The sequence below is a fragment of the Streptomyces sp. NPDC005374 genome, from assembly GCF_042872225.1.
Taxonomy (GTDB): Bacteria; Actinomycetota; Actinomycetes; order Streptomycetales; family Streptomycetaceae; genus Streptomyces.
Genome location: NZ_JBIAKA010000009.1, coordinates 253,171 through 277,650, shown reverse-complemented (window position 1 = coordinate 277,650; position 24,480 = coordinate 253,171). Strand labels below are relative to the sequence as shown.

The window sequence follows — 24,480 nt, the reverse complement described above, 5'->3', positions numbered from 1 at the left end:
AGGCTCGGGACAGACGGAAGACCAAGGCGGAAAGCACAGGAGCTGATCGTGATCCCCGGTGGTGGCCAGCCCAACATGCAGCAGCTGCTCCAGCAGGCACAGAAGATGCAGCAGGACCTGGCGAACGCGCAGGAGGAACTCGCCAGGACCGAGGTCGACGGCCAGGCCGGCGGCGGCCTGGTGAAGGCCACGGTCACCGGCGCCGGCGAGCTGCGCGCGCTGAAGATCGACCCGAAGGCGGTGGACCCGGAGGCTGCATCTGTTGAAGAGACGGTCGAGACCCTCGCGGATCTGATCGTCGCGGCGGTCCAGGCGGCCAACGAGAACGCCCAGACCCTCCAGCAGCAGAAGCTCGGCCCGCTCGCCCAGGGGCTCGGCGGCGGCAGCGGCATCCCCGGACTGCCGTTCTAGGAGCGGGGCCTGCCTATCGGAGACGGGCACCGGCCAACTAGCGTACGTACTGCAAGGAACCCAGGAAGGACGGCAGTCCGTTGTACGAAGGCGTGGTCCAGGACCTCATCGACGAACTGGGGCGGCTGCCCGGCGTCGGTCCCAAGAGCGCCCAGCGGATCGCCTTCCACATCCTGCAGGCCGAGCCGACCGACGTACGGCGTCTCGCGCAGTGCCTGATGGAGGTCAAGGCGAAGGTCCGCTTCTGCGCGACCTGCGGCAACGTCGCCCAGGAAGAGTTGTGCGGCATCTGCCGCGACCCCCGGCGCGACCTCACCGTCATCTGCGTGGTGGAGGAGCCGAAGGACGTGGTCGCGGTCGAACGCACCCGTGAGTTCCGCGGCAAGTACCACGTCCTCGGCGGCGCGATCAGCCCGATCGAGGGTGTCGGTCCGGACGACCTGCGTATACGAGAACTTCTCGCGCGGTTGGCCGACGGGACCGTCACGGAGCTGATCCTGGCCACCGACCCGAACCTGGAGGGCGAGGCCACGGCGACGTACCTCGCCCGCATGATCAAGCCCATGGGCCTCAAGGTCACCCGCCTGGCCAGCGGCCTCCCGGTGGGTGGCGACCTGGAATACGCGGACGAGGTGACCCTCGGCCGCGCCTTCGAGGGGAGACGACTCCTAGATGTCTGACGCCACACTGCACGCGACCGCCCAGGACCCCGACGACTTCGCGGTCCAGATCGCCGACCAGGTCGAGAGCTTCCTGGTGGCCACCAGGGAGGTGGCGAAGGGCGACGAGCCGGACTCGGCCGTTCCCTTCCTCCTCCTGGAGGTCTCCCAGCTCCTGCTGGCCGGCGGACGCCTGGGCGCCCACGAGGACATCGTCCCCGACGAGCGCTACGAGCCCGACCTGGGCCCCGAGGCCGACGTGGACGAGCTCCGCCTGAACCTCGCCCGGCTCCTGGAGCCGATCGACGTCTACTCCGAGGTCTTCGACCCCTACGAGCCCCGCAAGGCACCCGTGCCGGCCCGGATCTCCGACGACCTCGCCGACGTCATCGCCGACCTGCGCCACGGCATGGCCCACTACAAGGCCGGCCGCACCACGGAAGCCCTGTGGTGGTGGCAGTTCTCCTACTTCTCCAACTGGGGCTCCACGGCGTCCGCGACCCTGCGCGCCCTTCAGTCGGTGGTGGCGCACGTCCGCCTCAACCAGCCCCTGGAGGAACTGGACGGCCTCGACACCGACCAGGCCGTGGGCGACGAGACGCTGGAGTTCGAGGCGGGCAAGGTGATGGTGGAGGAGATCGCGGGCCCGCTGGGCCTTCGCCCTTCCCTGTAGCCCCCATGTGACGGGCGTCACGCAAATGGCTTCTGAAATGGCGTAATGGACGGGCCCCCGGGGTGGTCGCACTGCACAACGGCCACCCCCGGCCCGTGCCACCGCCCACTTGGAGCCCGTCATGCACGTCACCCTCCAGCAGCCGACAGGCGCCCGCCTGATCACGGCCAGGGACCAGGAGATCGCGATCCCGGCGACCCTGCGCTACACCTCCGCCGACCCGGCGGCCGTGCACATCGACTTCCCGCCGCATGTCACGCTCGACGGCGAGGGCGCGACCTGGACCTTCGCCCGAACCCTGCTGGGCGAGGGCCTGCGCACTCCGGCGGGCATCGGCAACGTCCGTGTCCGCCCGGCCGGTTCGGCCCACACCCGTGTCGAGTTTCACGCCCCCGAGGGCGTCGCCGTCCTCAGGTTCGCCTCCGCGGACCTGACCCGCTTCCTCGCCCGCACCTACACCGTCGTCGCCCCGGACGAGGAGACCGTGGGCGCGGAACTGGACCACGGGCTGGTGGCGTTGTTCGGCGGGCGGGTGTGATCCGCGTCGGCTCCCGGGGCCCTTTGTCCGCCCCGCAGGCCTACGCCCTCGGCCACCGGTTGCGTGAGGTCCGCGAGGAACAGGGCCTGACGCGCGGACAGGCGGCCGTGACGGCGGACTTCTTCCCGGCGTGGGTCACGCAGATCGAGGGCGGCGAGATCCACGACCTGGAGACCCTGCGCGAGTACGCCCGCGCGCTGGGAACACGGATCAGGGGGACGCGGGCCGCGCGGGTACGGCGCCCGTGACCACGGCGGTCAGGAGCCCGGCGTCGACGTGCGGTGCGCCAACACCGGCTCCGGGGCCTGACCTCGCTCCACCGGTGACGAAGACCCGCACGCCGACCCGGACTTCGCACACCGAGCCCCCGTGACCGCGAGATCGTCGTCTTCAACCAGCCCGAGGACGGTCCGTACCGGCACGGGGAGAAGCTGCCGTTCGGCGCCACCGTCAAGCTTCCTCAGCCGGTCGGCTTCGACCTCGACACCGAGCCCCTCAAGGAGTTCGCGGACTGATCAGAGGCCCCAGAGGCCCTTGCCCACGGCCGTCACCCCGCCCAGCAACGCCAGCGACAGCACCAGCAGGCGGGCCCGGCCCTCCGGGATCCGGGAGGCGAGGCCCCTGCCGATCAGACCGCCTGCTCCCATCGCCGTGATCACCAGGGCCCACCGCGTGCCGGTCAGGTCCGGCACGCCGTTCGACGCCACCGAGAAGGCGTTCACGATGACGCCGTAGAACATCGCGTTCGGCACGAACTCCCGTATCGTCCAGCCCGCGTTGAGGGCGTAGAGGGAGAACGGCGGGCCGCCCACCCCCGCCGCGGAGTTCATGAAGCCGCCCGCCGCGCCCGCGAACACGGCGCCCCGGGTGCCGTGCAGCGCGGCCGCTCTCGCGCCCCGCATGACGAGCAGTACCGCCACCGTCACCAGTCCGCCCATCACCAACAGCAGCCACGGCTGGGGGAGTTGGCGGGTCACCCAGGTGCCTGCCGGGACCGTGCAGGCCGCTGCCAGGCACAGGGGGAGCATCGCGCGTGGGCGTACCAGGCGCCACCCGCCGGCCAGGCCGACCAGGCAGATCACCCCGGCCGCGCAGTTGGCGAGGACCACTCCTTGCGTCGGGCCGAGGAGAAGGACCAGGGCCGGTACGGAGACCAGCGCGAAGCCCATCCCCGTGAGCCACTGCACGGAGGAACCGAGCAGCACGATCGCTGTCAGAAGCGCATCTGCCGTCACGGTCATGGTGTACCCCACTACACCCCCGATCCGGGAGAGCACCCCCTCGTGACCGCCGTCCGGAAACGGGATCGTTGATCTCGAAAGCGAGCCCCTCCAGCCGAAGGAAACGACCATGAAGTCCCTGCTCTCCTCCACCCCCGTCCTCTGGTTCCTCTTCCTGTTCAACCTCGCCGTCGCCGCGGCCGCACCCTTCGTCGTGGACGGAACGCAGGGCGTCATGACCGCCGTGGGCATGGGCGTGGTGTCGCTCGGAGCCGGGGTCGGCCTGCTGCGCGGACAGCGACCGGGCCGTCACACGGCGTGAATTGGGCCTGCGCTGTCTCTGCCCTGTATCCGGGCTGCACGGGCCCTAACCGGCGCGAAGAGAGGCTGGAGTCACTTCACCACAGCACCTCTCACCGCACTGGAGACAGCGATGACCCGTCGTTCCATAACCAAGCGCGCAGCCATCGTCACGGCCACCGCACTCGTCGCTGTCGGCACCGTCGGTACCGTCGCGGCGACCGCCGGTCCCGACCACGCGAAGAAGCCCTCCAAGAAGCAGATCGCGGCACTGTTCACCACGTGGAACGCGACCCTGCAGACCGGCGACGCCGACAAGGTCGCGAACCTGTACGCGAAGGACGCGGTGCTCCTGCCCACCGTCTCCAACAAGGTCCGCACCAACCACGCGCAGATCGTCGACTACTTCGAGCACTTCCTCAAGAACAAGCCGGTCGGCAAGAAGGTCCAGACGATCGTCAACGTCCTCGACACCAACTCCGCGATCGACACCGGCGTCTACGAGTTCACGCTCACCGACCCGAAGACCAGCGCCAAGCGTGTCGTCGAGGCCCGCTACACCTACGAGTACGAGAAGCGGAACGGCCAGTGGAAGATCGTCAACCACCACTCCTCGGCGATGCCCGAAGGCTGATATCCACTTTCAGTCCGCCCCCGGGCGCGTCCGCCAGGGCCACGGTTCCGCCGTCGTCGGTCACCAACTGCTTGACGACGGCGAGGCCGAGACCCGAGCCGGAGCGCCCGGTCAGGCCCTGACCGCGCCAGAAGCGGTCGAAGGCGCGGGACTTCTCGGAGTCGGACATGCCGGGTCCCTCGTCCCGTACCGACAGCACCACCGCATCCGCCCGTGACGCGACCTCGACGGTGATCCGCCCGCCGTCGGGCGAGACCTCCAGGGCGTTCGAGAGCACGTTGTCCAGCACCTGTTCCAGATGGCCGGGGCTGGCCAGCACAGACGGCCGGCCGCCGATACTCCCCCCAATGAGCGCGATGGTGACACCGCGCTCGTCGGCGGCCGGTCTCCACACCGTCAGCCGTTCGTCCACGATGTCCGTCAGGGCGAGCGGCTCCGCGGCCGTCACCTTCGCCTCGGCACGGGCGAGGACGAGAAGGCCGTTGACCAGGCGGCTCATCCGGACCACCTCGGCGGTGGCCTGCTCCACGTCCTCGCGGACGAACTCGTCGTCCACGCCGTCCGCGATGTTGTCCAGGGACAGTCGCAGCGCGGTCAGCGGCGTCCTGAGCTGGTGCGAAGCGTCGGCCACGAAGATGCGCTGAGAGGCGACCAGTGTGTCCAGGCGTTCCGCGCCCTGGTTCAGGGTGCGGGCGAGGGTCTGGGTCTCCGGCGGGCCGGTCACCGGGGAGCGTGCGGTCAGGTCGCCGTCGCTGAACTTGCTGGCCATGGAGTTGAGTTCGCGCAGGGGGGCGGTGATCCGGCGGGCGGCGAACGCGCCGATCGAGGCGGCCGCCGCGAGGACCAGCACGGCGAGGGCGGCCCGGAAGCCCCAGATCTGCCAGAGCCGCCTGGTCATGTCCGAGGTCGAGAAGACGACCCGGACGGCCGCGTCCCCGTCGGCGGGGACCGTGACCGTCAGGTGCTTGCCCCAGACGAAGTCCGAACCCCAGTCGGTCGTCGGTTCGTTGTCCGTCACGGCCCGGGTCAGCGCCGCGTCCGCGGTGGGGGTCTGCAGGTGCGGGTCACAGCTCGCGGTCGGGGTCGCCTGGACGTTGCCGTACGCCTTGGCCACCTTGGTCAGTGCCTCGCACGAGGCTCTGTCGCCGTTGCTCAGCAGCAGTGCCATGGTGGTCGCCTCGCGCTTGACGGACGACTCGGTGTCGTCGCGAAGCTGCGAGGTGAGCGTGAACGCCACCGGCACCGTGAACAGCAGGATCGCCACCGCGACCAGCAGGATGTAACTCCGGATGAGCTGCCGGTTCATGAAGCCCCGTCGCCGTCCGCCTTGACGATCTCCAGCCGGAAACCCACGCCCCGCACGGCCTCGATGCCGACCGCGCCGGCCAGCTTGCGCCGCAGCGCCGCCACATGCACGTCCAGTGTCTTGGTCGGCCCGAACCAGTTCGCGTCCCAGACCGCCTCCATGATCTGCTCGCGCGACATCAGCGCGCCCGGCTCCTCGGTGAGGAAGGCCAGCAGGTCGTACTCCTTGGGCGTGAGGGGCACCTCCTCGCCGTCGAGGCGGACCCGGGCCGCCTTGCGGTCGACGGTGAGGCGGGAGCCGTACCGGTCGGGGCCCGCCGCGGCTTCGGCACGGGGCTGCGCGCGCCGCATCACGGCTCGTATCCGCGCGATGACCTCCCGCACGCCGAACGGCTTGGACACGTAGTCGTCGGCGCCGAGCTCCAGGCCGACCACCCGGTCCGTCTCCTCGCTGCGCGCGCTGATCACGATGATCGGCACGTCACCGCGGGCGCGCAGGGCCCTGCACACGTCGAGACCGTCGGTGTCGGGCAGCCCGAGATCCAGGAGTACGACGTCGTAGGGGCCCTCATGGCTCAGCGCCGCCCCGCCCGTGGAGACCCACTCGACCTCGAACCCGTACCGGACCAGGCCGCGTCTGAGGGACTGGGCGACCGGCTCATCGTCTTCCACCAGGAGTACGCGCACAGCCGCACCCTAATCCTTGAAACTTAATTCACAGTCGCCACACGAGTCCCACATGGGTGTGTACCGGGGTGTGCGGCCCGGCGTGTGACGCGGTGCACTTTTCCCGGAGCTCCCGGATGGGCATGCGCTGACCTGGGTGTCCGAAGCCGCGATGTCTCACCATGCGATACCGCGGAAGTGAAAATCGGACGCTCGTTAAACTGAGCCGACACACAGGACTGAGCGAGGAGCGCACGTGGGCCTTGTCGTGCAGAAGTACGGAGGCTCCTCCGTAGCCGATGCCGAGGGCATCAAGCGCGTCGCCAAGCGAATCGTCGAAGCGAAGAAGAACGGCCACCAGGTCGTTGTCGTCGTTTCCGCGATGGGCGACACGACGGACGAGCTGATCGATCTCGCCGAGCAGGTATCTCCGATGCCCGCCGGGCGTGAGTTCGACATGCTGCTGACCGCCGGGGAGCGGATCTCCATGGCGCTGCTGGCCATGGCGATCAAAAACCTGGGCCACGAGGCCCAGTCCTTCACCGGCAGCCAGGCCGGCGTCATCACCGACTCGGTCCACAACAAAGCCCGGATCATCGACGTCACGCCGGGCCGTATCCGTACGGCGCTCGACGAGGGCAACATCGCCATCGTCGCCGGCTTCCAGGGCGTCAGCCAGGACAAGAAGGACATCACCACGCTGGGGCGCGGCGGCTCCGACACGACGGCTGTGGCGCTCGCCGCAGCCCTCGACGCCGAGGTGTGCGAGATCTACACCGACGTCGACGGTGTGTTCACCGCCGACCCGCGCGTGGTGAAGAAGGCCCGGAAGATCGACTGGATCTCCTCCGAGGACATGCTGGAGCTGGCCGCGTCCGGCTCCAAGGTGCTGCTCCACCGCTGTGTGGAGTACGCCCGTCGCTACGACATCCCGATCCACGTCCGCTCGTCCTTCTCGGGACTGCCGGGCACCTGGGTCAGCAACGAGAAGCCCGAGTCGCAAGGGGACCAGCAGGTGGAGCACGCCATCATCTCCGGAGTCGCCCACGACGTCTCCGAAGCCAAGATCACGGTCGTCGGCGTCCCGGACAAGCCGGGCGAGGCCGCGGTGATCTTCCGCGCGATCGCCGACGCGGAGATCAACATCGACATGATCGTGCAGAACGTGTCGGCGGCGTCGACCGGCCTCACCGACATCTCCTTCACCCTCCCCAAGACCGAGGGCCGCAAGGCCATCGACGCCCTGGAGAAGGCCAAGGGCGGGATCGGCTTCGACTCGCTGCGCTACGACGACCAGATCGGCAAGATCTCCCTGGTCGGCGCGGGCATGAAGACCAACCCGGGCGTCACCGCCTCGTTCTTCCAGGCACTGTCCGACGCGGGCGTGAACATCGAGCTCATCTCGACCTCCGAGATCCGCATCTCGGTCGTCACCCGCCAGGACGACGTCCCCGAGGCCGTCCGGGCCGTGCACTCCGCCTTCGGGCTGGACTCCGACAGCGACGAGGCCGTCGTCTACGGGGGCACCGGGCGCTGATGTCCGCGAAGAGGCGGCCCACGCTGGCCGTCGTGGGAGCGACCGGGGCCGTCGGCACGGTCATGCTCCAGATCCTGTCCCAGCACGCGGACGTGTGGGGCGAGATCCGCCTGATCGCCTCCCCGCGCTCGGCCGGCCGCAAGCTGGCCGTGCGCGGGGAGCAGGTCGAGGTGGTGGCCCTGTCGGAGGAGGCCTTCGACGGGGTCGACGTCGCCATGTTCGACGTACCGGACGAGGTGGCGGCGCACTGGGCGCCCCTCGCCGCCGCGCGCGGTGCCGTCGTGGTGGACAACTCGGGCGCCTTCCGGATGGACCCGGACGTGCCCCTGGTCGTCCCCGAGGTCAATCCGCACGCGGCCCGGAAGCGGCCGCGCGGCATCATCGCCAACCCCAACTGCACGACCCTCACCATGATCGTGGCCCTGGGCGCGCTGCACGCCGAGTTCGGGCTGCGGGAGCTGGTGGTGTCGAGCTACCAGGCCGTGAGCGGGGCCGGGCGCGCCGGCGTCGAGACGCTTCGGCAGCAGATGTCCCTGGTCGCGGGCACCGAGCTCGGCACGCACCCCGGTGACGTGCGGCGGGCCGTCGGCGACAACACCGGGCCGTTCCCGGAGCCCGTCGCGCTGAACGTCGTACCGTGGGCCGGGTCGCTGCGCGAGGACGGCTGGTCCTCGGAGGAGATGAAGGTGCGGGACGAGTCCCGCAAGATCCTCGGACTGCCCAACCTGCCGGTCGCCGTGACCTGTGTGCGGGTCCCCGTCGTCACCGTGCACTCCCTCACCGTCCACGCCCGCTTCGAGGGCGAGGTCACCGTCCGCAAGGCCCGCGAGATCATCGCGACCGCCCCCGGGGTCGTCCTCTTCGACGATCCGGCGGCCGGCGAGTTCCCCACCCCGGCCGACGTCGTCGGCACCGATCCCACCTGGGTCGGGCGGGTCAGGCGGGCCCTCGACGACCCCACGGCACTCGAACTTTTCGTGTGCGGAGACAACTTGCGCAAGGGTGCGGCGCTCAACACCGCGCAGATCGCGGAGCTGCTGGCGGCCGAGTTCGGGTGACCCCGTCCGGCGGCGCATTGCCGGTACGGACAGGCGCCCACCGTAAAAGTCCTGGCCATGGCCGAAACGCTTTGTAGGATCTGTGTACGGCATGTGGTGCGACTAATGGTCCGAACCACTTGATCCCGGCGCTTCGGCGTCCGAAGATTTTCCTCCCCGTTCTCCGCAACCGTGCGAAGGGCGGGGAGCGTCTTTGCGAACGCCCTTTCAGGGGGCGCGGGGATGCGTGCGGGGCGTGGGGACGCCCCGGTCACTCAGGACACAGGGGAAGAGCGGGTAGGGCATGAGCACGTTTGACGCACGGTCAGTTGTGCTGCCTGAGAGAAGATGGGCGGACGCGTACAACCCTCACCGGGGTGAGCGTGTCCAACTGGCGTGGCTCAGGTACTCGAATTCCGCGCCGCGCCGAGCGGCGTGGCGGTCCTCAGGCCCCGGTCGCCCGGGGCGCCCGGCGGCATGCCGGTGATCGCCCCCATGCCCGCAGCGCGGCCCACGCGCATACCCAGTCAGCGTGACGGCATCGAGGAAGCCGCGGCGGGAACCACCGTCGACCACCTCACCGAGACCTACCGGGCGCACTACCGCTCGCTGCTGGGTCTCGCCGCTCTCCTGCTCGACGACACCGCCTCCTGCGAGGACGTCGTCCAGGAGGCCTTCATCCGCGTCCACTCGGCGCGCAAGCGCGTCCGCGACCCCGAGAAGACGCTCGCGTACCTGCGGCAGACCGTCGTCAACCTCTCCCGCTCGGCCCTGCGCCGGCGCATCCTCGGACTCAAGCTGCTGTCCAAGCCGATGCCCGACATGGCGAGCGCCGAGGAGGGGGCCTACGACCTGCTGGAGCGCGACTCCCTCATCAAGGCGATGAAGGGCCTCCAGCGCCGCCAGCGCGAGGTCCTGGTCCTGCGCTACTTCTCCGACATGACCGAGGCCCAGGTCGCCGATACGCTCGGCATCTCGCTGGGCTCCGTGAAGGCGTACGGCTCCCGCGGGATAGCCGCGCTGCGGGTCGCCATGGAGGAGCCGGTATGAGCACGGACGGCGACCCCCAGGAACGGCGCCATGAGCCCTACGCGTGGCGAGAGCCGACATGGGCCGGCAAGCAAGAGCACACGCAATCACACGCTGGGAACGGAACTGTGAACCACGGCCCCGAAGACCAGAGCTCCACGGGGGAGTTCGACTCGGACGAGCTGGCACTGCGACGCCTGCTTCAGCAGGCGGTCCAGGAGATGGAGCCACGCGACGGCACGCTGGACCATCTGCGCAAGGCGGTCCCCGCCCGGCGGGCGCGCAAGCGGCAGGCCGTCGTCGGCATGGCGGCCGCGGCCCTCTTCTTCGGCACCGCGATCCCCGCAGTGGTGCACGTCTCCTCCACCAACACCAGCGCCAACACCTCCAACGCCGGGCACACCTCCCAGATGCAGGGCGGCGCGGGCCAGGGCAAGGAGACGGAGGGCGGCGAGTCCACCTCCGGCGGCTCCTCCGGCAGGACCGAGGACAAGGGCAAGGGCGAGACGAAGGGCGAGGGCAAGGGCAGGACCGCGGGCGCCACCAGCGGCACCGGCGGCAGCGCCGACCCGTCCGCCTCGACCGCCGCGAGCGCCCCCGTCTGCACGGCCGCACAGCTCGGCACGCCCACGACCACCACCGGTGTGCCCGACTCCGCCGGAGCGGTCTACGGCACCTTCCACGTCACCAACGGCTCCACCGCCGTCTGTACGGTCACCGGGCCCGGCACCGTGACGGCGACCGCGCAGGGCGCTGCCGACGCCGGCAAGATCACCGCTGTCCGGCATGTCTCGGGCGATGTGGCGTCCGGACTGCCCGACCCGGCCCAGGAGGTCTCCCAGCTGCTGCTGCAGCCGGGTTCCTCCTACGACGTGAAGTTCGCCTGGGTGCCGTCCGGGACCTGCCCCACGTCCGACCCCTCGACCGACCCCAGCCCCGACCCCACGACCTCCCCGGACACCTCCTCCAGCGAGGGCTCCTCGACCGGCGGCGACACCGGCACCTCCACCCAGCTCGTCACGGAGGACGGCACGACCGACGGGAGCGTCCTGGTGACGAACACGGCGGAGGGCGGCGGGCCGACGGTGTCCACCGTCGTGTCCGACGCGTGCGCGGGGACCGTGTACTCGACGGGTGTGCTGACGTCGTCGTGATTGTCGTCGTCGTGATGTCGGCGTGACGGCGTGAGCGGGCCTCAGGCGGTCGCCTTCTCCTGGGGCCGGTCCCGCTCCTGCTCGTGCTGCTCGTCGTCGGGGAGGATGCCCAGCGCCGCGTCCCGGACGAACTCCACCTCGCGGCGCAGCAGCCGGAACCACATGAAGACCACGAAGCCGGCGAAGACGAACCACTCGCCGGTGTAGCCGAGGTTCTGGAACGCCTTCAGGTCCAGCCCGCTGTCGGCGGGCGCGGTCGCCGGTACGGCCGTCATACCCGAGTCGGCGGTGCCGAGGGTGATCCACGCGTCGTACACGCCGTACGGCACCAGGTTGATCAGTGAGGCCGCGCTGATCGCCGCGGTCTGCCCGGCCGGCAGCCCGCCCTGTGCGCTGACGCCGTTGTCCCCCGGCGTCTCGGACGCCTGGAGCGCGCCGGTGACGGTGACCTCGCCCTTCGGCGCGGCCGGGACCTTCGCCGGGTCGGGGGTGCCCGGCAGCCAGCCCCGGACGACGGGCAGGGCCTTGCCGCCGTCGGTGCGCAGCAGCGTCAGGACGTAGTAGCCGTCGCGGTCGTCGAGTTGCCGGTCGGGGACGAGCAGCTGCTTGTCGTACCGGCCGGTCGCGGTGACCTGCTTGCCGGAGGTCGCCTTGTCGACCGGCAGCAGCTCGGCCAGGGGGCGCGGGGTCTCCCGCCCGTCGGTGACGACCGACTCCTTGGCGTCCCGGCTCTCCGTCATCCGGTCCTCGAACCGGCTCAGCTGCCAGGACCCCATGAAGATGCAGAACGGGATGGCGAGCAGCACGAAGACGTTGATGCCGAACCAGCGGGGCGTCAGCAGAAACCGGTACACACTCCCACGGTACGGGGCCGCCCCGGGCGGCGGGGGCGCGGGGTCAGTACCTCTCGGTCAGGTGATCGCGGCCCGCGGGCGGCTCGTACGGCTCCGGCCAGAAGTCGGTCACGGTGGATATGAGGCCGCTCTCGTCACCGGTGAAGAAGGAGACGGCGTCCATCTCCTCGAGGCCCACCGTGAAGCGGGCCCAGGTGACGACCTGGCCCGGCTCGGCGATGATCCGCTCGATCCGCAGGTGCCAGTCGGCCGGGTACTCCCGGTTGAACTCGACGAACCGCTCCCGGCCGCTGATGCGCTCGCGGGTCTGCGGCAGGGTGTAGACGACGTCCTCGGCCAGGGTTTCGGCGAAGGCACTCCAGTCGCGGGCCTCGGCCAGCGCCCAGAAACTCTCCACGGTCCCGCGTAGATCGGTCATGGGGACGAGTCTGCACCCGGCCACTGACAACGGGCCCTGGCAGGCCCTTGCGCCCTGGTCGGGCGGGGTTCGGGTAAGCAGGCGGTAGAAGTTTTCCACAGGCTGGGGACCTCGCCTACGGATTGTCTGTGAGGGCGGGCAGTATGGGGTCATGACTGAGAGCAACGGGTCCGCCGCGGCCGAGCGGAACGACGATGTGCCGGACTGGGAGAAGCGCTTCAGGGCGCCCCGGGTGTCCCTGCCCGACTGGGCGGAGGACGCCCCGGACCGCTCCCTGTTCGTGTCCAACGCCACGGGGACGTACGAGCTGTACGCCTGGGACCGGGCGACCGGCGGACAGCGCCAGGTGACGGACCGGCCCAACGGCACCACCGACGGAGTGCTCTCCCCGGACGGCGCGTGGATCTGGTGGTTCGACGACAAGGACGGCGACGAGTTCGGCGTCTGGCGCCGCCAGCCCTTCGAGGGCGGCCCCGACGAGCTCGCCGCACCGGGCCTGGAGGCCTCCTACCCGGCGGGCCTGGCCCTGGGCCGGGACGGCCGTACGGCGGTCGTGGGCTGCTCGACCGACGACGAGGGCACGTCCATCCACCTCGTGCGCTCCGGTGAGGACCCGGTGGAGATCTACCGGCACCGCGAGTCGGCGGGCGTCGGCGACCTCTCCCACGACGGCTCGCTGATCGCGGTCGAGCACACCGAGCACGGCGACGCGATGCACTCGGCGCTGCGCGTGCTGCGCTCCGACGGCAGGGCGGTCGCCGAGCTCGACGACACCAAGGGCGGCGTCGAGGAACTGGGCCTGGAGGTCCTGGGCTTCGCTCCGGTCGACGGCGACACCCGGCTGCTCATCGGCCACCAGCGGCGCGGTCGTTGGGAGCCGCTGGTGTGGGACGTGACGACGGGCGAGGAGACCGATCTCGCCCTGGACCTGCCCGGTGACGTGGGCGCCGAGTGGTACCCGGACGGCACGGGGCTGCTCGTCGCGCACAGCTTCGAGGCGCGCAGCGAGCTGTTCCGGTACGACCTTGCGAGCGGCAAGCTGGAGAAGGTCCCGACCCCGCCCGGCACGGTCTCCGGGGCGACGGCCCGCCCCGACGGCAGCGTGGAGTACCTGTGGTCCTCCTCGGCCGAGCCGTCGGCGGTGCGCTCGACGACGGGTGAGGTGGTCCTGGACCCGCCGGGCCTGAAGTCCCCCGGTTCGGTGCCGGTGGAGGACGTGTGGGTCGAGGGGCCGGGCGGGCGGATCCACGCGCTGGTCCAGAAGCCGGCCGGAGCGACGGGGCCGCTGCCGACGGTCTTCGACATCCACGGCGGCCCGACCTGGCACGACAGCGACTCCTTCGCTGCGGGCCCGGCGGCATGGGTGGACCACGGGTACGCGGTCGTCCGGGTCAACTACCGCGGTTCCACGGGGTACGGGCGGGCCTGGACCGACGCGCTCAAGTACCGGGTCGGGCTGATCGAGCTGGAGGACATCGCGGCGGTGCGGGAATGGGCGGTGAGTTCGGGTCTCGCCGATCCCGCGCGCCTCGTCCTCACCGGCGGGTCCTGGGGCGGGTATCTCACGCTCCTCGGCCTGGGCACCCAGCCGGACGCGTGGGCCCTGGGCATCGCGGCGGTTCCGGTCGCCGACTACGTCACGGCGTTCCACGACGAGATGGAAGCGCTGAAGGCGATGGACCGCACGCTGCTGGGCGGCACGCCGGAGGAGGTGCCGGAGCGCTTCGAGGCGTCGTCGCCCCTGACGTACGTCGACCAGGTCAAGGCGCCGGTGTACATCTCGGCCGGTGTCAACGACCCACGGTGCCCGATCCGTCAGGTCGACAACTACGTGAAGCGGTTGGAGTCCAGGGGGGCCGTGCATGAGGTCTACCGGTACGACGCCGGTCACGGTTCGCTGGTGGTGGAGGAGCGGATCAAGCAGGTGAAGCTGGAACTGGACTTCGCGGAGAGGTATTTGGGGTAGCGGGGACGGACTTCCGGCTGCGGGTGCGTGGGGGCTGGTCGCGCAGTTCCCCGCGCCCCCAGGTGGGTGCGCTTGAAGTCGGCGGAGCTGTACCCACCCAGGGGCGCGGGGAACGGCGCGACCGGCCCCCACGGCGCCGCAGCCCGCGACGAACGGCTACGCCCCCGCGCGCCCCTGGGCCGGTGCGCTTGCAGTCGGCCGACCTGTACCCACTCAGGGGCGCGGGGAACTGCGCGACCAGCCACAACGCACCCGCAGCCCGCGACGAACCGCTATGCCCCCACCCGCCCCCGGCGCCCCAGCAGCTCCGCCAACCCCCGCCGGGTCGCCGCCAGCACCACCCTGTCCGACGCGCGCAGCACGTACGTGTCCGGCAGGTCCCACGTCAGGCCGGGGGAGTCCCCCGACTCCTCCCGGGCCAGCACCCGCCAGGACCCGGCCCGGAACGCCTGGCCGACCGTCTTGCCCTCCAGTTGGGGATGGCCGCCCACATCCACCGCCGCGAACAGCAGCACCCGCCGCTCGACGGGGAACGCGCCCAGGATCTGGCGTCCCATCATCGCCCCGGCGAACGCGGGAGCCGCCAGATGGGACACGCTGCGGCTGCGCGTGGACGCACGGGGGTGCGCCGCCCGCAGGGTCCGGTACACCGCCGTCGCGAAGTCGTCGTCGTACAGCCGCAGCACCACCCGCAGATCGGGCCGTACGGCCCGCGCGTACAGGGCGGCCTCCAGGTTCGTCGTGTCGGCGCTGGTCACCGCCATCAGCGCGTGTGCCCGGTGGATCTTCGCGGCCTCCAGGACGCCCTCCTGGGTGACGTCCCCGAGGACCACCGGCACGCGCAGTCGCCGGGCCGTGGCCAGTCCGCGGGCCTCGGGGTCGGACTCGACGCAGACCACGGGGATGTTCAGTTCCCGCAGCCGGGTCAGCACCCGGGTGCCGATCTTGCCCAGCCCGAGCAGCACGACGTGTCCGCCCAGCCCGCGGGGCGGTTTGCGCAGGGACGACACGGTGCGGAAGGTGCCGAGCGCCTCCAGGACCGCCGCGAGGAGCACCGGAAGGAGCAGCAACCCGACGAGCCCGGACAGGAGTTGGAGGATCTGCCGGCCGACGGACTCCCCGATCGCGGGGTCGTCGATCGCGAACAGGTCGAGCAGCGTCAGATAGAAGGCGCTGAGGGGATGGATACCGGTCACCACCCACAGGGCGACGGCGAGCGCGAGCACACACCCCACCATCCCCGCCAGCGACCAGCGCAGCCGCCGCGAGAACAGCGAACCGAACCAGGGCAGCACACCCCGGCCGTCGGGCAAAGAGGGCCCGGCGTACGACACCTGCTCCAGCACGACCGTCGCGCGCCCGTCCCCGGCCCGTACCGCCGCCGCGTCCGGCAGCAGTGCCGGTCCCTGGTCCGCGCCGGGCTCCGCACTGTCGGTCGGCGAGAGCAGGGCCAGCGTGGCCAGTCCGGGAACCGGGCTCACCCCGTCCCGGGCCGGGGGCCGTTCGACCGCCCGCAGCATCAGACCGCCGGTCTGGAGCACCTTGCTGGTGCCGGTGAGGGCGGTGGCGGCCAGCGCCGGCGCGGCCGTGTCGGCGTCGGACAGCACGGTCGTGGAGGCGTCGAAACCGGCGCCGCCTTCCGGACCGCCGTCCGAGTCGCCGTAGGCCAACGCGGCGGCCTGGTCGAGGAGTTCCTCGATGTGCTGGCCGAGCCGCCGGTTGTAGAGCCGCAGGACGAGCCGCAGCCGGGGGTTGAGGCGGCGGGCGGTGAGGGCGGCGCGGATGTTGGTCTCGTCGTCGTCGTACACGAGCGCGAGGGCGTCCGCCCGCTCCACGCCCGCCCCGGCGAGCGCAGCCTCGTTCGGCTCGGCCGCCTCCATCACCCGTACGCCGCCCGGGGGTTCGGAGCCGGGGGAGGTGCCGCTGGTGCCGCCGACGGCAGCCCCGCTCCCACCCCCGTTCCCGTTGCCGGTCAGGCCGACGGCCGCGTTGACCATGCGGTCGAGCAGCGCGGACGCGGCCCGGGCCCGCACGACCACCGGCGGCCGCACGGACCGTTCGGAGGCCGGTACGACGAGGGTGACCTGCTCGCCGTAGACGCCTCTGAGCTCGGCGGCCAACCGGTGCGCGAGCCCGTCGTCCCCGCACACCACCATGTGCGCGGCCGTGTCGCCCGGCAGCCCTGGACTCTGGTTCGGAACGCTTGCCACGAGGGAGAAGACTGCCTCACCGGGACGGATGGTGCCACGTACGGGGCCCCGGGCCGCTGCGAACCGTCAAGAAATCCCCAAACCCCCGCGCACACTGAGCAAACGGACCTTCGCCGCCGTACGCACCAGCAGGGGAACCAGCACCTCACCACCGGAGGGATCCCGGCCGTGGCCGTCACCAAAGCACCCCCGCTCGCGCGGGCCACCGACGAGGACCGGAGCCCGGCACCCGATCCGGCGCCGGACGCGGAGGCGCGGCGCCTCAACTCCCCTCTCGTGCTGACCCTGTTGATGCTCCTGATGGTGCTCTGCCAGGGCCCCATCCGGGAGGCGCTGGGCGCGCCGGTCATGCAGAGCTGGATGACGGTGTTCGTCGCCGTGCTCGTCCAGGCGCTGCCGTTCCTGGTGCTCGGGGTGCTGCTGTCGGCGGCGATCGCGGTGTTCGTGCCGCCGTCGTTCTTCGCCCGCGCGCTGCCGAAGAACCCCGTCCTCGCGGTGCCGGTGGCCGGTGTGGCGGGCGCGGTCCTGCCGGGCTGCGAGTGCGCGTCCGTGCCGGTGGCCGGGGCGCTGGTGCGCAGGGGCGTCACCCCGGCCGCGGCCCTCGCCTTCCTGCTCTCCGCCCCGGCGGTCAACCCGATCGTGCTGACCGCCACCGCCGTGGCCTTCCCCCGCAACCCCGAGATGGTCGTGGGCCGGCTCGTCGGGAGCCTGCTGGTGGCGTGCGCGATGGGCTGGCTGTGGCTGCGCCTGGGCCGTGCCGACCTGCTGAAGCCGCCGGCCCGGGAGTCCTACGAGGGCCAGGGCAAGGGCGCCGCCTTCTGGGGCTCGGTGCGGCACGACGTGATGCACGCGGGCGGCTTCCTGGTCGTCGGCGCGATGGCGGCGGCGACCCTGAAGGCCGTGGTCCCGCAGACGTGGCTGCGCACGGCGGCCGAGAACCCGGTGATCGCCGTGCTGGCCCTCGCCGCCCTCGCGGTGGTGCTGTCGATCTGCTCGGAGGCGGACGCGTTCGTGGCGGCCTCGCTCACCCAGTTCTCGCTGACCGCACGGCTGACCTTCCTGGTCGTCGGCCCGATGATCGACCTGAAGCTGTTCGCGATGCAGACGGGCACCTTCGGCCGCGCCTTCGCCCTGCGCTTCGCCCCCGCGACCCTCGCCATGGCGATCGTGGGCTCGGTCCTGACCGGGGCGGTGCTGCTGTGAACCGGCAGGCGCAGTCGGCGGTCCTGTTCGTCCTCGGCGCGGCCCTGCTGCACGCGGGCCTCACCGACCTCTACCTCCGTTACGTGAAGGCGGGACTGCAGCCGCTGGTCCTGGCGGCCGGGGTCGTCCTCATGGTGACGGCCCTGGCGACGGCCTGGTACGAGTGGCGCCCGAAGCGGCGCCGGCCGGATCACGGCGACGGCCCCCAAGACGACCACAGCGATCACGAGGAGCACGCCCACCGCGAACCCCGCGTCTCCTGGCTCCTGGTCCTCCCCCTCTTCGCCCTGATCCTCGTCGCCCCGCCGGCCCTCGGCTCCTACAGCGCCATGCGCACCGGTACGGCCCTGCAGCAGTCGTTCGGCTATACGAAGCTCCCCGAGAGCGGCCCCCTGCGCCTCAGCCTCGTCGACTACGCGGGCCGCGCGTACTACGGGCACGGCCGGGACCTCGTCGGCCGGCAGGTCGTCGTCACCGGGTTCGTCGCCCTGGACCACTCCGGCGCGCCCTACCTGGTCCGTATGGCCCTCAACTGCTGTGCGGCCGACGCCCAGCCGGTCAAGGTCGGCCTGACCGGCAAGATCCCGCCGGTCCTCCAGCCGGACAGCTGGCTCGAGGTCACCGGCACCTACACGGCCGAGCGGACCAAGGACACGGTGAACGGCGGCCCGATCCCGTATCTGAGGATCACGCAGGCCAAGCCGGTCCCGACACCGCACGACCCGTACGACGAGACCTGGAACAACTGAGGGACCCTCAGCCCCCGCGGGTCGCCGCGAAGGCCTCGTCGAGCAGGGTGACGAGGTCGAGGTGCCCGTCGGACGCGGTCCAGTGGGCCAAGGCGACGTTGAGGCAGTTCAGCGCGGCCCCGGCGAGGACGTTCTGGGCGAGCGTCGGGGGTCCCTCGGTACCGGCGCGGTCGACGAGGGCCTCGACCAGGGCGGGCCGCCAGCTGTGCTGTTTCTCCAGGTGGCGGGCGCAGAGGGACGGGGTGTCGTAGACGAGCCGGGTGGTGGCGAGGGCGCCGGCCGGGTCCTCGTGGTAGCGCCCGACGACCGCGTCCAGGGCGTGCCGCAGTGCCGTCCAGTCGTCCTCGTCGGCAGGGCGGGCCCGCAGCGCGTCGGCGACCCGCCGGTCGTGGCCCTCGAAGGCGCCGAGGACGGCGTCCTCCTTGGTGCCGAAGTAGCGCAGGAAGGTGCTGCGGGAGACCCCGGCGGCCGCCGCCAGGTCGTCGAGCGTGACCTTGTCGAACCCCTCGCGACGGAACAACTCGAAGGCCACCTGGGCGAGTTGGGCCCGTACGGCGGCCCGGGCGATGTCTCTCGTGGTCGTACGCGCGGCTCCGGTCACCCGCCGATCCTACCGCCCGAGTGAACCGACCTTGCAGGAGTGGACCTCAGTCACTAGTGTGACACTGAGTTTCACATCTAGAACTTGAACCCAGGAAGGCTCGGGCATGCCCCAGACCCTCGGCATCATCGGCAGCGGCATGATCGGCGGCGTGGTGGCCCGGCTCGCCGTCGCCGCCGGACTCGATGTGGTGGTGAGCAACTCCCGTGGCCCCGAGACCCTCGCCGGCCTCGTCGCGGAACTCGGCGAGCGAGCCCGCGCGGCCACCCCCGAGGAGGCCGCTCGCGCCGGTGACCTGGTCGTGGTGGCCGTACCGCTGAAGGCCTACGACCGTCTCCCCGTCGCCGACCTGGCCGGGAAGACCGTGATCGACGCGATGAACCACCACCCGGACCGCGACGGCCGCATCGCCGCTCTCGACGCGGGCGAGCTGACCTCCAGCGAGCTCGTGCAGCGGCAGCTGGCCGGGGCGACGGTGGTCAAGGCGTTCGCCACCATCGACTTCCTTCACCTGGGCACCCTCGCCCGCCCGGCCGGAGCCGCCGACCGCAGCGCCCTGCCCGTCGCGGGCGACGACGCCGACGCCAAGGCTCAGGTGACCCGGCTGCTCGACCTGCTCGGATACGACACGGTCGACGCCGGCACCCTCGCCGACAGCGGGCGTCTCGCGCCCGGCAGCCCGGTGTACGTCCAGCCGTACATGGGGGAGCGGCCGGAGGGGCTGAGCCCGGAGGAGGCCCACCGCTGGTTCCTGGCCTCGCCCGGTGTGCCCGTGCCCGCCGCCCGGGTCAAGGAACTGATCGACACCGCCCACTGACGAAAGACCCACGACGACGATGACGATGACGACGACCATGGCGATGATCGAGATCCCGACCCGGGACGGCACCGCCGACGCCTACCTCGCCCACCCGGACGACGGTGCCCCGCATCCCGCCGTCCTCCTCTACATGGACGCCTTCGGGCTGCGCCCGCACCTGAAGTCGATGGCGGACCGGCTGGCCGCCGAGGGCTACACCGTGTTGGTCCCGAACGTCTTCTACCGTTTCGGCCGCGCGCCCGTCGTCGAACTCCCCGAGTTCATCAACCCCGCCGAGCGCCCGGAGATCATCCGGGACATCGGTCCGGCCGCGCGGACCCTCACCCCCGAGGGGGCCATGCAGGACGCCGCCGTCTACCTCGACTGGCTGGCCGCCTCCCCGTTGACGGTCGACGGCCCCGTCGGTGTCACCGGCTACTGCATGGGCGCGGGCCTCGCCCTGCGCACCGCCGGGACCCACCCCGACCGGGTCGCCGCGGCGGCCGGGTTCCACGGGGCGTACCTGGCCACGGACGCCCCTGACAGCCCGCACCTGCTCGCCGGTCACCTCACCGCCGAGCTGTACTTCGGCCACGCGGACCAGGACTCCACCAACCCCGCCGAGCAGATCGCCCGCCTGGAGAAGACGCTCACCGAGGCGGGCGTCGAGCACCGCGGCGAGGTCTACGAGGGCGCCCACCACGGCTTCACCCAGGCCGACACGGCGATGTACGGGGCCGAGGCGACGGACCGTCACTGGGCGGCACTGCTGGACCTGTTCGCCCGGAGGCTGTCCGGCTGACCCTGTCCTGCCGACCCGTTTGGTTCGAGCGCTTGATTCCCGTTCTCGGAGAATGTAATTTTCATAAAACGAGAGCGGGAATCTGCACTCCGTCGCAGGGCGCGGGAACGAAGGGGAACCGTCAATGGAGCGGGACGACCTGATCCTGATCAGCGTGGACGACCACATCATCGAGCCGCCGGACATCTTCGTGAACCACCTGCCGAAGCGGTACCTGGACGACGCGCCCAAGCTCGTCCACCGCGAGGACGGCAGCGATGTGTGGCAGTTCCGGGACAGCACCGTGGGCAACGCCGCGCTCAACGCGGTCGCCGGGCGGCCCAAGGAGGAGTACGGCCTCGATCCGCAGGGCATGGACGAGATCCGGCCCGGCTGCTACGACGTGCACGAACGCGTCAAGGACATGAATGCGGGCGGGGTCCTGGCCCAGATGAACTTCCCGTCCTTCCCCGGCTTCTCGGCGCGCATGTTCGCCACCGAGGACAGCGACTTCTCCCTGGCGCTGGTGCGGGCGTACAACGACTGGCACATCGACGAGTGGTGCGGCGCCTACCCGGGCCGTTTCATCCCCATGGCGCTGCCGGCCATCTGGTCCGCCGAGCTCACCGCCGCCGAGATGCGCCGGGTCGCGGCCAAGGGCTGTCACTCCATGACCTTCCCGGAGAACCCGGCGGCCCTCGGCTACCCGAGCTTCCACGACCCGTACTGGAACCCGGTGTGGCAGGCGGCCTGCGACACCAACACCGTGCTGTCGGTGCACATCGGCTCCTCGGGGCGGCTCGCCATCCCGTCCGTCGACTCGCCGCCGGACGTGATGATCACGCTCCAGCCGATCAACCTCGTCCAGGCCGCCGCCGACCTGCTGTGGTCGCGCACCATCAAGGAGTACCCGGACCTGCGGATCGCCCTGTCCGAGGGCGGCACCGGCTGGATCCCCTACTTCCTCGAGCGCGTCGACCGCACCTTCGAGATGCACGCGACGTGGACCCTCCAGGACTTCGGCGGCAAGCTCCCCTCCGAGGTCTTCCGCGAGCACTTCCTGACCTGCTTCATCACCGACCGCCTCGGCGTGCGGCTGCGTCACGAGATCGGCATCGACAACATCTGCTGGGAGGGCGACTACCCGCACAGCGACTCCATGTGGCCGGACGCGCCCGAGCAGCTCCACGACGTGCTCACCGGCTGCGAGGTCCCGGACGCGGACATCGTCAAGATGACCCACGAGAACGCCATGCGCTGGTACTCCTTCGACCCCTTCGCCCACGTTCCCCGTGACCTGGCCACCGTAGGCGCCCTGCGCCGGGCCGCCGAGGGGCACGACGTCAGCGTCCGTTCCCGCAGCCGCCAGCTCAAGGAGCCGGTGGACAAACTGGAGGCCTTCCGCCAGCGGGCCCGGGCGGCGGTGGCCGCCGCGTCGCGCTGAACCCACGGAAGCTCTTGCCGTCGTAGGACCCTCCCCCTAGCCTGCAATCTGACGACCCATCAGATACCGGCTAGGGGGCAGGCAATGGCCGTCACCACCGAGAGCGGAACCGGATCCGGAACGGGACCCGGCAGCAGGGACATCCCCAAAGTCATCAGCGTGGACGATCACGTGATCGAGCCCGCGCACCTCTTCGAGACCTGGCTCCCGGCCAAGTACCGGGACAGGGGGCCCAAGCCGCTCACCGCCGGCATCGGGGACCTCGCGTACGTCGGCGGGAAGTACCGGTTCACCACCGATCCGGAGGGCCAGCTCACCGACTGGTGGGAGTACGAGGGCGACCTCTTCCCGTACAAGCGGATCATCGCGGCCGTCGGCTTCTCGCGCGACGAGATGACCCTCGACGGGATCACCCGCGAGCAGATGCGGCGGGGGTGCTGGGACCCGAAGGCCCGTATCGAGGACATGGAGATGAACCATGTCGAGGCCTCCCTGTGCTTCCCCACCTTCCCGCGGTTCTGCGGGCAGACCTTCTCCGAGGCCAAGGACAAGGAGGTCGGCCTCGCCTGTGTGCGCGCCTACAACGACTGGATGGTCGAGGAGTGGTGCGGCGACAGCGGGGGCCGGCTGATCCCGCTGTGTCTGATCCCGCTGTGGGACGTCGAACTCGCCGTCGCGGAGATCCGCCGCAACGCCGCGCGGGGCGTACGGGCCGTCACCTTCAGCGAGATCCCCACCTATCTGGGGCTGCCGTCGATCCACTCCGGCTACTGGGACCCGTTCTTCGCGGCCTGCGAGGAGACCGGGACGACCGTCAACATGCACATCGGCAGCAGCTCGCAGATGCCGGCCGCGTCCCCCGACGCCCCGCCCGCCGTCCAGGCCTCCCTCTCCTTCAACAACGCCATGGCCTCGATGATGGACTTCCTGTTCTCCGGCGTCCTGGTGAAGTTCCCGCGGCTCAAACTGGCCTACAGCGAGGGCCAGATGGGCTGGATCCCGTACGCCCTGGAACGCGCCGACGACGTCTGGGAGGAACACCGCGCCTGGGGCGGCGTCAAGGACCTGATCCCGGAGCCGCCGTCGACGTACTACTACCGGCAGATCTACTGCTGCTTCTTCCGCGACAAGCACGGCATCGAGGCCATCGAGACCGTCGGCGTGGACAACGCCACCTTCGAGACCGACTACCCGCACGTCGACTCGACCTGGCCGCACACCAAGAAGGTCGCCGAGGAGCATGTGGCCGGACTGTCCGAGGAAGTGACCTACAAGCTGCTGCGGGGCAACGCGATCCGGATGCTGGAGCTCGACTTCGACAGGTGAGAAGTGAGCAGCGGGTCGTCGATTGTCTGCGGCACCGTCGTAGCTGGTCGCGCAGTTCCCCGCGCCCCTTGAAGGGCGCTGTCGAACCGTGAGTGATCCGCTCAGAAGGTCCACCCGGATGCGGCCAGCGACCGCGCGCGGGCCTCGGCCACCGCCATCCGGGCCGCCCGCTCGGCCGTGTCGACGTGGGCGGCCTGGCCGGTCGCCTGGCCGTCCCACTTGCGGTACAGCAGGCCCGGCTCGGCGGTGAACCAGCCGCGGCTCACGGCGTCCAGGGCCAGCAGCAGGCCGGTGTCCTCGGAGGCGGGCAGGGCCATCCAGCCCCCGAGGGCGAGCAGGAGGTCCCGGCGGACGAACAGGGTCGCCGGGTGCACCTGAGCGCGGAAGCCGTTCGCCGCCCAGTGCGCGAGTACGGCACCCCGCTCGACGTGACCCTCCGCGGGATCCCCCGGGAAACCGACCGTCGAACCGTCCGGCAGCCGGTCCAGCGCCCTGGAGACCGCCCAGCCGAGCGCGGGGTCGGCCTCCAGAGCGGCCAGGTCCCGGGCGAGCGCGCCCGGCGTGAGCTGGTCGTCGGCGTCCAGGACCTTCACGTACGTCCCGTCGGCGTGCGCGAGGGCGATCGTGCGGGCGACACCCGGACCGCCGGGCCGGCCCTGCCGGAAGGTCACCCGGGGATCGTCGGGGACGTGCGGCCGGACCTCGTCCGTGCGGCCGTCCTCCTGGATCACCCACCGCCACTCCCAGCCGGCGGGCAACTCCTGCGCGCACAGCGAGGCGTACGCCTCCGGCAGGAAGCGGGCGGAGGGGGCGTGGACGGCCGTGACGACGGTGATGCGCACCGCCCCAGACTATGACCCGGCCGGGCCCGCCCCCGACGTGACCAGGCACGGAAACGCCCGACCGCTGGCGACGGGGGATGCACCAGCGGTCGGGCTGTGGCCAACACTAACAAGGCTGTCCGGA

At 71.1% G+C, this 24,480-nt stretch carries 26 protein-coding genes; 18 read left to right on the top strand and 8 right to left on the bottom strand.

Features of this window, described 5'->3' with window-relative positions; translation table 11 throughout:
- Positions 1-48: 48 nt before the first annotated feature.
- From ACFYRX_RS24455 to ACFYRX_RS24435, 5 genes are all read left to right on the top strand, one after another.
- A complete protein-coding gene (locus tag ACFYRX_RS24455) occupies positions 49-411 on the top strand; it encodes a YbaB/EbfC family nucleoid-associated protein (protein WP_389103377.1) in 363 nt (120 codons plus the stop codon).
- A gap of 80 nt (positions 412-491) precedes the next feature.
- The gene (recR, locus tag ACFYRX_RS24450; protein WP_019063094.1) at positions 492-1,091 is read left to right on the top strand and encodes a recombination mediator RecR; all 600 of its coding nucleotides are present in this window, start codon (positions 492-494) and stop codon (positions 1,089-1,091) included.
- Positions 1,084-1,743 (top strand): DUF5063 domain-containing protein, encoded by a 660-nt coding sequence (locus ACFYRX_RS24445; RefSeq protein WP_389103374.1) that lies wholly within the window; start codon positions 1,084-1,086, stop codon positions 1,741-1,743. Before recR ends, ACFYRX_RS24445 begins: the two co-directional genes overlap by 8 nt.
- 121 nt (positions 1,744-1,864) lie before the next feature.
- A complete protein-coding gene (locus tag ACFYRX_RS24440; RefSeq protein WP_389103371.1) occupies positions 1,865-2,281 on the top strand; it encodes an SsgA family sporulation/cell division regulator in 417 nt (138 codons plus the stop codon).
- Positions 2,282-2,304: 23 nt separating this feature from the next.
- Positions 2,305-2,529 (top strand): helix-turn-helix domain-containing protein, encoded by a 225-nt coding sequence (locus ACFYRX_RS24435; protein ID WP_389103369.1) that lies wholly within the window; start codon positions 2,305-2,307, stop codon positions 2,527-2,529.
- Positions 2,530-2,796: 267 nt separating this feature from the next.
- Here the strand turns inward: ACFYRX_RS24435 and ACFYRX_RS24430 are convergent, their stop codons facing one another.
- Entirely contained in the window at positions 2,797-3,522 is a 726-nt protein-coding gene (locus tag ACFYRX_RS24430) for a TSUP family transporter (protein ID WP_389103366.1), read from the bottom strand.
- Between the two features lie 109 nt (positions 3,523-3,631).
- Here ACFYRX_RS24430 and ACFYRX_RS24425 point away from each other — a divergent pair, with 109 nt between their 5' ends.
- A complete protein-coding gene (locus ACFYRX_RS24425) occupies positions 3,632-3,823 on the top strand; it encodes a hypothetical protein (protein ID WP_389103363.1) in 192 nt (63 codons plus the stop codon).
- A gap of 111 nt (positions 3,824-3,934) precedes the next feature.
- Entirely contained in the window at positions 3,935-4,435 is a 501-nt protein-coding gene (locus tag ACFYRX_RS24420; protein WP_389103360.1) for an SgcJ/EcaC family oxidoreductase, read from the top strand.
- Here ACFYRX_RS24420 and ACFYRX_RS24415 read toward each other — a convergent pair.
- Together ACFYRX_RS24415 and ACFYRX_RS24410 are read right to left on the bottom strand one after the other, a co-directional pair.
- A complete protein-coding gene (locus ACFYRX_RS24415) occupies positions 4,401-5,741 on the bottom strand; it encodes a sensor histidine kinase (protein ID WP_389103357.1) in 1,341 nt (446 codons plus the stop codon). The two genes, ACFYRX_RS24420 and ACFYRX_RS24415, sit on opposite strands and share 35 nt — an antisense overlap.
- Positions 5,738-6,427, bottom strand: coding sequence for a response regulator transcription factor (locus tag ACFYRX_RS24410; protein WP_389103354.1), 690 nt, complete (start codon positions 6,425-6,427; stop codon positions 5,738-5,740). The genes ACFYRX_RS24415 and ACFYRX_RS24410 overlap by 4 nt, the downstream gene beginning before the upstream one ends.
- A gap of 235 nt (positions 6,428-6,662) precedes the next feature.
- On the opposite strand from ACFYRX_RS24410, the gene ACFYRX_RS24405 reads away from it, so the two are divergent.
- From ACFYRX_RS24405 to ACFYRX_RS24390, 4 genes are all read left to right on the top strand, one after another.
- Complete coding sequence (locus ACFYRX_RS24405) at positions 6,663-7,943, top strand: aspartate kinase (RefSeq protein WP_389103351.1); 1,281 nt, start codon at positions 6,663-6,665, stop codon at positions 7,941-7,943.
- Entirely contained in the window at positions 7,943-9,001 is a 1,059-nt protein-coding gene (locus ACFYRX_RS24400; RefSeq protein WP_389103348.1) for an aspartate-semialdehyde dehydrogenase, read from the top strand. Before ACFYRX_RS24405 ends, ACFYRX_RS24400 begins: the two co-directional genes overlap by 1 nt.
- A 375-nt stretch (positions 9,002-9,376) precedes the next feature.
- Positions 9,377-10,030, top strand: a complete 654-nt coding sequence (locus ACFYRX_RS24395; protein WP_389103345.1) for a SigE family RNA polymerase sigma factor — start codon at positions 9,377-9,379, stop codon at positions 10,028-10,030.
- Positions 10,031-10,137: 107 nt separating this feature from the next.
- A complete protein-coding gene (locus tag ACFYRX_RS24390; protein ID WP_389103342.1) occupies positions 10,138-11,163 on the top strand; it encodes a hypothetical protein in 1,026 nt (341 codons plus the stop codon).
- Between the two features lie 41 nt (positions 11,164-11,204).
- Here ACFYRX_RS24390 and ACFYRX_RS24385 read toward each other — a convergent pair whose 3' ends face one another.
- Both ACFYRX_RS24385 and ACFYRX_RS24380 read right to left on the bottom strand, forming a co-directional pair.
- Positions 11,205-12,017, bottom strand: a complete 813-nt coding sequence (locus ACFYRX_RS24385; protein WP_389103339.1) for an SURF1 family protein — start codon at positions 12,015-12,017, stop codon at positions 11,205-11,207.
- A gap of 43 nt (positions 12,018-12,060) precedes the next feature.
- Positions 12,061-12,435 carry a nuclear transport factor 2 family protein gene (locus tag ACFYRX_RS24380; protein WP_389103336.1) on the bottom strand — a complete coding sequence of 125 codons (375 nt, stop codon included), beginning with the start codon at positions 12,433-12,435 and terminating at the stop codon, positions 12,061-12,063.
- A 151-nt stretch (positions 12,436-12,586) separates the two neighbouring features.
- Here ACFYRX_RS24380 and ACFYRX_RS24375 point away from each other — a divergent pair, with 151 nt between their 5' ends.
- A complete protein-coding gene (locus ACFYRX_RS24375; protein ID WP_389103334.1) occupies positions 12,587-14,401 on the top strand; it encodes a prolyl oligopeptidase family serine peptidase in 1,815 nt (604 codons plus the stop codon).
- A gap of 272 nt (positions 14,402-14,673) precedes the next feature.
- Here the strand turns inward: ACFYRX_RS24375 and ACFYRX_RS24370 are convergent, their stop codons facing one another.
- Complete coding sequence (locus ACFYRX_RS24370; protein WP_389103695.1) at positions 14,674-16,557, bottom strand: NAD-binding protein; 1,884 nt, start codon at positions 16,555-16,557, stop codon at positions 14,674-14,676.
- 222 nt (positions 16,558-16,779) lie between these two features.
- Here ACFYRX_RS24370 and ACFYRX_RS24365 point away from each other — a divergent pair, with 222 nt between their 5' ends.
- Complete coding sequence (locus ACFYRX_RS24365) at positions 16,780-17,814, top strand: permease (protein ID WP_389103332.1); 1,035 nt, start codon at positions 16,780-16,782, stop codon at positions 17,812-17,814.
- Complete coding sequence (locus tag ACFYRX_RS24360) at positions 17,811-18,563, top strand: TIGR03943 family putative permease subunit (protein WP_389103330.1); 753 nt, start codon at positions 17,811-17,813, stop codon at positions 18,561-18,563. The genes ACFYRX_RS24365 and ACFYRX_RS24360 overlap by 4 nt, the downstream gene beginning before the upstream one ends.
- A gap of 7 nt (positions 18,564-18,570) precedes the next feature.
- Here ACFYRX_RS24360 and ACFYRX_RS24355 read toward each other — a convergent pair whose 3' ends face one another.
- Positions 18,571-19,164: a TetR family transcriptional regulator gene (locus ACFYRX_RS24355; protein WP_389103327.1), complete on the bottom strand. Its 594-nt coding sequence runs from the start codon at positions 19,162-19,164 to the stop codon at positions 18,571-18,573.
- A gap of 106 nt (positions 19,165-19,270) precedes the next feature.
- Between ACFYRX_RS24355 and ACFYRX_RS24350 the strand changes: the two genes are divergently transcribed.
- From ACFYRX_RS24350 to ACFYRX_RS24335, 4 genes are all read left to right on the top strand, one after another.
- On the top strand, positions 19,271-19,981 hold the full coding sequence (locus ACFYRX_RS24350; protein ID WP_389103324.1) for an NADPH-dependent F420 reductase: 711 nt from the start codon (positions 19,271-19,273) through the stop codon (positions 19,979-19,981).
- Positions 19,982-20,000: 19 nt separating this feature from the next.
- Positions 20,001-20,765: a dienelactone hydrolase family protein gene (locus ACFYRX_RS24345; RefSeq protein ID WP_389103321.1), complete on the top strand. Its 765-nt coding sequence runs from the start codon at positions 20,001-20,003 to the stop codon at positions 20,763-20,765.
- Positions 20,766-20,889: 124 nt separating this feature from the next.
- Complete coding sequence (locus tag ACFYRX_RS24340) at positions 20,890-22,188, top strand: amidohydrolase family protein (RefSeq protein ID WP_389103319.1); 1,299 nt, start codon at positions 20,890-20,892, stop codon at positions 22,186-22,188.
- An 84-nt stretch (positions 22,189-22,272) separates the two neighbouring features.
- Positions 22,273-23,514 (top strand): amidohydrolase family protein, encoded by a 1,242-nt coding sequence (locus ACFYRX_RS24335; protein ID WP_389103316.1) that lies wholly within the window; start codon positions 22,273-22,275, stop codon positions 23,512-23,514.
- Positions 23,515-23,615: 101 nt separating this feature from the next.
- On the opposite strand, the gene ACFYRX_RS24330 is transcribed toward ACFYRX_RS24335, so the two are convergent.
- Positions 23,616-24,356, bottom strand: coding sequence for a glycosyltransferase family 2 protein (locus ACFYRX_RS24330; RefSeq protein WP_389103314.1), 741 nt, complete (start codon positions 24,354-24,356; stop codon positions 23,616-23,618).
- Positions 24,357-24,480 lie beyond the last annotated feature (124 nt).